This is a genomic window from Loktanella fryxellensis, assembly GCF_900110065.1.
Lineage (GTDB): Bacteria > Pseudomonadota > Alphaproteobacteria > Rhodobacterales > Rhodobacteraceae > Loktanella > Loktanella fryxellensis.
Genome location: NZ_FOCI01000050.1, coordinates 1 through 6527, shown reverse-complemented (window position 1 = coordinate 6527; position 6527 = coordinate 1). Strand labels below are relative to the sequence as shown.

6 protein-coding genes and 1 pseudogene are annotated in these 6527 nt (G+C 61.7%); 5 read left to right on the top strand and 2 right to left on the bottom strand.

What is annotated here, in order from left to right:
• Positions 1 to 257: pseudogene (locus tag BMX16_RS16900) on the top strand (IS5/IS1182 family transposase); the annotation flags it as partial.
• Positions 258 to 695: 438 nt separating this feature from the next.
• Here BMX16_RS16900 and BMX16_RS16890 read toward each other — a convergent pair.
• Both BMX16_RS16890 and BMX16_RS16885 read right to left on the bottom strand, forming a co-directional pair.
• On the bottom strand, positions 696 to 1286 hold the full coding sequence (locus BMX16_RS16890; protein WP_218139946.1) for a class I SAM-dependent methyltransferase: 591 nt from the start codon (positions 1284 to 1286) through the stop codon (positions 696 to 698).
• Positions 1287 to 1509: 223 nt separating this feature from the next.
• On the bottom strand, positions 1510 to 1692 hold the full coding sequence (locus BMX16_RS16885) for a hypothetical protein (RefSeq protein ID WP_089905925.1): 183 nt from the start codon (positions 1690 to 1692) through the stop codon (positions 1510 to 1512).
• A 186-nt stretch (positions 1693 to 1878) separates the two neighbouring features.
• Here BMX16_RS16885 and BMX16_RS16880 point away from each other — a divergent pair, with 186 nt between their 5' ends.
• From BMX16_RS16880 to BMX16_RS16865, 4 genes are all read left to right on the top strand, one after another.
• A complete protein-coding gene (locus tag BMX16_RS16880) occupies positions 1879 to 2367 on the top strand; it encodes a hypothetical protein (RefSeq protein WP_089905923.1) in 489 nt (162 codons plus the stop codon).
• Between the two features lie 88 nt (positions 2368 to 2455).
• A complete protein-coding gene (locus tag BMX16_RS16875; protein WP_143058092.1) occupies positions 2456 to 2941 on the top strand; it encodes a hypothetical protein in 486 nt (161 codons plus the stop codon).
• 140 nt (positions 2942 to 3081) lie between these two features.
• Positions 3082 to 3897 (top strand): hypothetical protein, encoded by an 816-nt coding sequence (locus BMX16_RS17445; protein ID WP_143058091.1) that lies wholly within the window; start codon positions 3082 to 3084, stop codon positions 3895 to 3897.
• A gap of 72 nt (positions 3898 to 3969) precedes the next feature.
• Complete coding sequence (locus BMX16_RS16865) at positions 3970 to 6063, top strand: AAA family ATPase (protein WP_177174721.1); 2094 nt, start codon at positions 3970 to 3972, stop codon at positions 6061 to 6063.
• Positions 6064 to 6527: the final 464 nt, after the last annotated feature.

Genomic DNA, 6527 nt, shown 5'->3' with positions numbered 1-6527 from the left:
AACCAACCACCGCCGGTGCCATAGCCAGGAATGATGCGCTCCGCGCATCGAAGTGTCTGGGTCGGGCGCTCTGGCGGAACTGGAGCGGATACCACCGCCGGAGCCGCGTCGAGACAAAGATGCATTGTGTAAAGCTGCTGGGCCAGCGGCTGATGGCTCGGGACTTCGACCGCCAGGTCGCGGAGGTCCAGGTGCGCATCGCTATCCTGAATGGCTACACCGCCCTTGGCATCCCCGTCACAAAGGCAGTGGCATAAATCCGTCTGGGGTAAGGGGAAAACCGTCCGTCAGCTGATTTGCGCAACAGAGTCGACGGAGGTGGTCATGTAGGGCATCCTCTCCGCCAGAGATTAGCGGCCGGTCATGGGGCGTGCCCGGCAAGGGGCCGGGGGCCGCCAATGGCGGATCAAGGCGCAGATGGACATGGCCAGCAGTCTCGACCAGTGTCACCCGCGCGGTGGTGCCTTCCGTCTCGAGAAGAGCTTGGCTGGGTTCGATCCTTGCGGCAAGCGCCGATTGCTCTGCCGCCGAGAGCGCCCGCCATCGTGCGACATGACGGCGAGGTGCGAGGGCGAGACCCGCGCCGTGGCGGATCAGGATGGTCTGGGCGTCGCATTCCACGATAGCGCTGGCAGCAGCATCGCACACCGCGCAGATTGGATTACTTGACCCTTCAGAGACATCCGATCCGTCTGTCATGTTAGCGTCACAATGGCATTCACCCATACCTCCGACGCGCGATACGGGCGGCGATCGCGGCTTTCCCAGATGTCGGGCTCCCCGAAGATGCCACATCGCCTCAGGATCGCCGCCAGTCTGGTACCCGTCAGGTCGGTAAACCGGCGCCCGTCCGTCACCCGCTCGCCTGTCCCCTGCTTGAAGGACATGTAAAGCGCGCCTTCCGGAACGAGATGGGCGGCAAGGCGGTCGATGACCTTGGGCAAGTCAAGCTTGGACACATGCAACAAGGATGCGCAGGCCCAAATGCCCTCGAACGGATGCTCCCAGGCAAAGTCCTCGAACCGCATCAGGCGGGTTCGCACGGCGGCATGCGCCTGCGTGGCAGCAAGCATGGCGGGCGAGGCATCAAAGGCCGATACGTCATAGCCGCTGAGCCGGAAAGATAACGCATCCCGCCCTGAGCCCGACCCCGCATCAAGGATTCGCGCTGGGCCATTTTTCCGCGCTGGCAAAACTGACTCAAACCGCTTTCTCGCGTCTGACATATCGACGTCGCGCGTGGGGGCGATGAAAGTCGTCGCGTGGTGGTCGTAGTAGTCGGCCAATATCACGCTCCATCCCGTCCGGTCTCTTATCTTTGCCGGAAGTCAGGGATTTGACCAGGCGTGACGAGATGGTTTTCTTCGACGCCGCTGTCAGAACGAGTCCAATTCGATCACCGAATTGCAGGGGCTTGCACCGCAGCATCGGGGATGTGAGTGTCGTCTCCCCGCCCTATCGATTGCCGGATCGCTCTCACCTCCCGAGATCAGAGTCTCTGAGGAAGGATCAGTCCAACCACTCCCTAACGTCATACCCCTTCGCCACGAGATCGGCCTTGAGTAGGCGTCGGATCATCTCGGGCCTTGATGGTTCGTCCTTTTCTTTGGAAATGAGGTCGTCGATCGCATCGAGCGTATTGGCATGCAGGCGGACGAGGACGCCGGTCGTGTTGCGTGTTGGGGGTGCCATTGGGGTGGTTGTCTCCTTCTTGATCGCAATATCAGTATCAGTTTTGCGTCGTGCGTCCCTCACTTTTTGTGGCCTCTTCCAAATTTCCCACTTGCAATAGCGATATTGATATCCATATTGCAATCACTGAGATATGCAGGTGAACCCTGCAGCCGTCGCCAGAACAGACCCCGCAAGGAGATCCAGATGCCCGCACTTTCCAACTTCGCCTTCACTGATACTGTCGCAATCCAGATGTCCGCCCTCTCAGCTGATCAGACCATCGATGCCCTTGAAGCGGCGTGCGATGCCGTTTTTGCCGGCTTGCGCGCGGACTACCTCCACCACGTCGCGCCGACGTCCGACGCTCGGATGGAGCGCCACGTGCAGGCGTTTGAGGCCTGGCAAACGGCGGGGGTCAGCGTCACGTACTACCGCACCATCCCGTCCTTGACGCCACCGTTGCGGTCAGTGGGCGATCAGCTCACGAAGCTCCTTCAGACCCGGCTGTCTGGGATCTATGAGCGCACGATCGATGCCGATGCGATCTCGGACATCGGCACCACGATCAAGACGAATCCCGGACACGACACCCGCCTCGTCGAGCTCATCGCGGATGTTGCGGCGTTTCTCCTCTATATCCGCCAGCCCGGCCATCTGCAGCCAGACGTCAGCGATCTCTTGTCCGAGATCTGACGCGACAGCTCTCGGACTACGGCAACACCCGTTGATTCCGCCTCACGTTCCCATCTTTCACTGCGCTTGTTCTCTGGAAGCTTCCAAGATGATGACTTTTCCCGAACCATGGCCCGATCCTTCCGCAGCAGCAGTTCACGCCTGCGAGAAACTCGCCGATATCGTCGCGACGATTGCAGCAGCCCATGATCTCGATACCCTCCTCGAAGGTGCCCATGGGGATCCCGCCTTGTCCGGGATTTTCGAGGAGGCCGAACGGTATTGGGCGGAAGCCCGGTCGCGACTTCGCGTTCTGTCGCATGTGTTGGCCGATGCCCCGCGTTGGGCGTCTCCTGTCGGGGATTTGCTGGCACTTGTGATCTCCGACGGCACCGATCCCGGACAAGACTTCTGGCATCTCGCCGGGCTTGCTTTTGCCGCGGGCGACCTGACGCTCCCTGGATCTGTCCGGGCGCACTTTGCCCGCGCAGCGAGGGTGATGTCGGAGGTCTTCGACGCTGGCGACCCCTTCGCCGCAGCACCCACCGCCTCGCACCTCACCCCTTACCCAGCCCTATCTCCGGAAGGATTCTAGCATTCACCGACGCAAACTTCTCTGCCTTCACTCGCCCTTTTGCGCATGCTGTTGATGCCCGACTTCCGATCCGCCCTGATCAGGCGCTCCATCATTGGCGGGCTGCCGCCGAGGCGAAGGGCTTCAGTGTTGTCGGTCGCGTGATCGACCACCAGCACATCCTACTACGGTGCGACGCCTGTCGGCTCGATCACGCAAAACGTTTCAGCGTTGTCGTCAGCAACAATCCACAATGTCCGCACTGCATCCACAACCGATTGATGACCGCTGTTGACAAACTCGGCGCGAGGTTTGCCGGATACGACCGCGACACCCAAAAGTATCTTCACCTTGTGCTCTCTTGCGGCCACCATGCGCGCCGGCAATCACGGCGGATCGAATCTGCTGCGAATGGCGGCCATGCCCTTAGCTGCGAGACATGCCGGGAGCAGCGATATGCTGAACAGTCCCACCGGTTCGGGTGGGTTCTCGCGGGCCCCGCCAGCAACGGCAAGCCCGGGTATCGCAGCTATCGCCACGAATGCGGACAAGCTCAGGACATTTCCGTTGGCAACATGCTCTGGGGTGCCTGTGCCTGTGCCGGATGCAGTCCGGGCGGGACTGCCAAGGCATCATATATCTATCTGTTTCGGATCGGCCTTCCGCATCTGCCGGTCATCAAGCTCGGCTACAGCGCGAGTCCGGCAAAACGACTGCGGCATCAGCTCGGGATCGCAAAAGAGATCGAGACCGAAGTCATCCGCACAATCAGGCTGCCGACCGGGCATCTGGCCCGGGGCGAGGAGGAGCGGTGTCATCGCAACCTGCTTAGCGAGCGACTGGATTGGGAGGTTCCCAAGGCAGCGTACGGCGACGCGATCAACACCGTGTCCGAGATCTATCTGCCCGCCGCCGAGCCGCGGATCATGTCGATGCTCGACGAGATCGAGGCGCGGGTCGCTGGACAGCTCGCCTGATCTTCCTCTCCCACTCCCTCATCAGGAGGCACCTCAATGCCTGCATCATCACGATCCTTCAGTATTGAGCTCATGCGCGACCTGCTGAGCCGCATCCACGTCCACGACAGCGCGGCGGGTCAGCCGGTCACGACATCAGGCGACTGGGATGACCACAAGCCCGCCAGGTTCGGCCGCCAGAGCGATGATGCTGTGCCCGGTGCCCGGGAGCTGGCGCCCGCGCAGATCGCTGCCATCCTGAATGCAGCATCAGATCCGGACGCGTTGGCGCATGGCACTGATGCCGAGCGCCGGTCGCCACAGATCCCGCTGCGCAAGCTGTTGCTAGGGGCACGCCTTGCTGCGTGCTTCGAGACGCCGGAGCAACTCGCGGAACTTTTCTTACCGCAGGTCCTCACCTGCTTGTTGGTACCCAATCCCGCGCAACGCCAGGAGGTCTGGCGAGACCTCCCAGCAATCATCCGACAGCTGGGGTATTTGGCAGGACCGACCGTCGACCCGGCGACCGTGAAGATCTTGGTGCTCGGCCATCGCGGCACGACGCGGGCTGACCACGCGCGTGCGACAATTGATTTCGCAGACGGGCTGGGATCGGCGATCGAGGACGGCAAGACCATCGTCGCGCTGGCGCCGAGCGCCAGCGCCCTGCCGTCGGATGTCCATCCTCTCGTGTCGCGATCCCTCATACTGCCGCCGGTGTCTGGCGCGATGTTGCTCGCGATCCTGCGGCAGACACACGCATGGGCAGGAGGCCTGGAAGATGACGCCCTCTGCGACCTGTTGCCCAATAACGCGGTTTTGGCCACGATGCCTTTGGCTCAGATCCAGCACGCGTTTCATCGCCCGCTGGCCCGCGACATCCTGTTGCGGCTCCGGACATTGGCTGCACCGGCACCGGGGACCACATCTATTTCCCCGCTGACGCTTAATCGCCTCTATCTGCCGCCCGAGGCGTCAGCATTCTGCAGGGACATTCTCGCCGATCTTGACGCGTGGCGGTCGGGGACCGTCCCCTGGTCACAAGTGCCATCGTCAGCATGTCTTGTCGGCCCTGCGGGCAACGGCAAGACCAGCCTGGCGGCGGCGTTGGCAGGGTCGGCTGGTATCCCGCTAATCACGACCAGCTATGCCGACTGCCAACGCGCCGGCCATCAGGGCGACTTTCTCCGCGCGCTGTCTGACAAGTTCGTCGAGGCGATCGCGACGACGCCTTGCGTGATGCTGATCGACGAACTGGACTCGTTCACGCGCCGCGATAGGCCCGGCAGGTCGTCGGACTACATCGTCGGAGTGGTCAACGGTTTGCTCGAGCATCTTTCCGTTCTTAACGATACGCCTGGCGTGGTCCTGATTGGCGCAACCAACTTTCCGGATCTCGTCGATCCTGCCGTCCTGCGGCCTGGACGGTTCGACCGACGGATTCACCTCGGCAACCCTGACCGGGCAGGGATCCACCGGATCCTCGAGATCGAGCTCGGTCCCGATGCCAACGTTGTCGAAACGGCCAATATCGCTGCTAGGCTGATCGGCTCGTCGGGGGCTCAGGTCAGCGCCGTCGTCCGCGACGCCCGCGCGATGGCACGGCGCGCAGGAGGCACCTTGCAGCCGAAACATCTCACATCTGCCGTTGATCGGATCGCCCCGCCACAAGCGGCGGACAACGCGCGCCGCATCGCCATCCACGAAGCGGGACATGCCGTCGTCGGCCATGCCCTAGGGCTGCCGCCACCGCATCGTCTTCGGATGACGGCGACAGGTGGGACCTACGAATACCCGACGCCGTCGATCATGACGACGCAAGTGGCGGAAGATCATCTCGCGGTCCTGCTCGCAGGCCGCGCCGCGGAAATCGAGATTCTCGGGTCATGCTCCAACGGCGCCGAGACCGATCTGACGCAGGCCACGCAACTGGCCATCGACATGCGCTTTAATTGGGGGATGCGGTCCGGCGGGCCCCTCGCGCTGACCGACCTTACCATCCTTGGCTTGACCTCATCTGGCGAAGCAATGGACCTGCTGACGGCGGACCTAAGCAGCGCCGAAGGGACTGCGCGGAATCTCATCATGACGCACGGCTCCCTCATCAACCAGGTCGCAGACGCCCTGATGACGGCGAAGGAGTTGGACGCGGATGCTCTCAGGGTGCTGCTGAACCAAGCAGAGTGATCGGTTCCGCCCATTTAATCACGGGACGCGGTGCGTGGCTACTGTCCGGGGCAAAGCTCATGACATGGTGGCTGAACCATGGCATTCTCCGCTGACCGACCAGATGCACGCGAGTTGCACTTCGGTTGCACACGGGTTTCACAAACGACAATAAGGGCACTTTGACCGACCGCAAAAACCGTTATCTTTCAGTCACCTACCAATTCGGGTAAAATTTACCTCCGATCCCTACCGTCGGAGCCAATATCACCGTAAGCCGTTGATTTGATTGCCTACACAGTGTGTAGGTGCGATGTGTCACACATGAGTGTCATACTTCGCTTTTCGGGCCTGCCACGCGTCGCTCCAACCACGGAGCCGTCACATGGGTCGTATCCGTCCGGTTGTCCCGCTCTGACGACTGGATGGAGTATCAGCTAGATGTCCATCATCGATAAATGGACATCTTGTGGTGAGTGATGGCG

Excerpts from the sequence above, each read along its gene's own strand:
- BMX16_RS16885 (WP_089905925.1), bottom strand. The coding sequence starts at position 1,692 with ATGGCACCCCCAACACGCAACACGACCGGCGTCCTCGTCCGCCTGCAT.
- BMX16_RS16880 (WP_089905923.1), top strand. The coding sequence starts at position 1,879 with ATGCCCGCACTTTCCAACTTCGCCTTCACTGATACTGTCGCAATCCAG.
- BMX16_RS16875 (WP_143058092.1), top strand. The coding sequence starts at position 2,456 with ATGATGACTTTTCCCGAACCATGGCCCGATCCTTCCGCAGCAGCAGTT.
- BMX16_RS16865 (WP_177174721.1), top strand. The coding sequence starts at position 3,970 with ATGCGCGACCTGCTGAGCCGCATCCACGTCCACGACAGCGCGGCGGGT.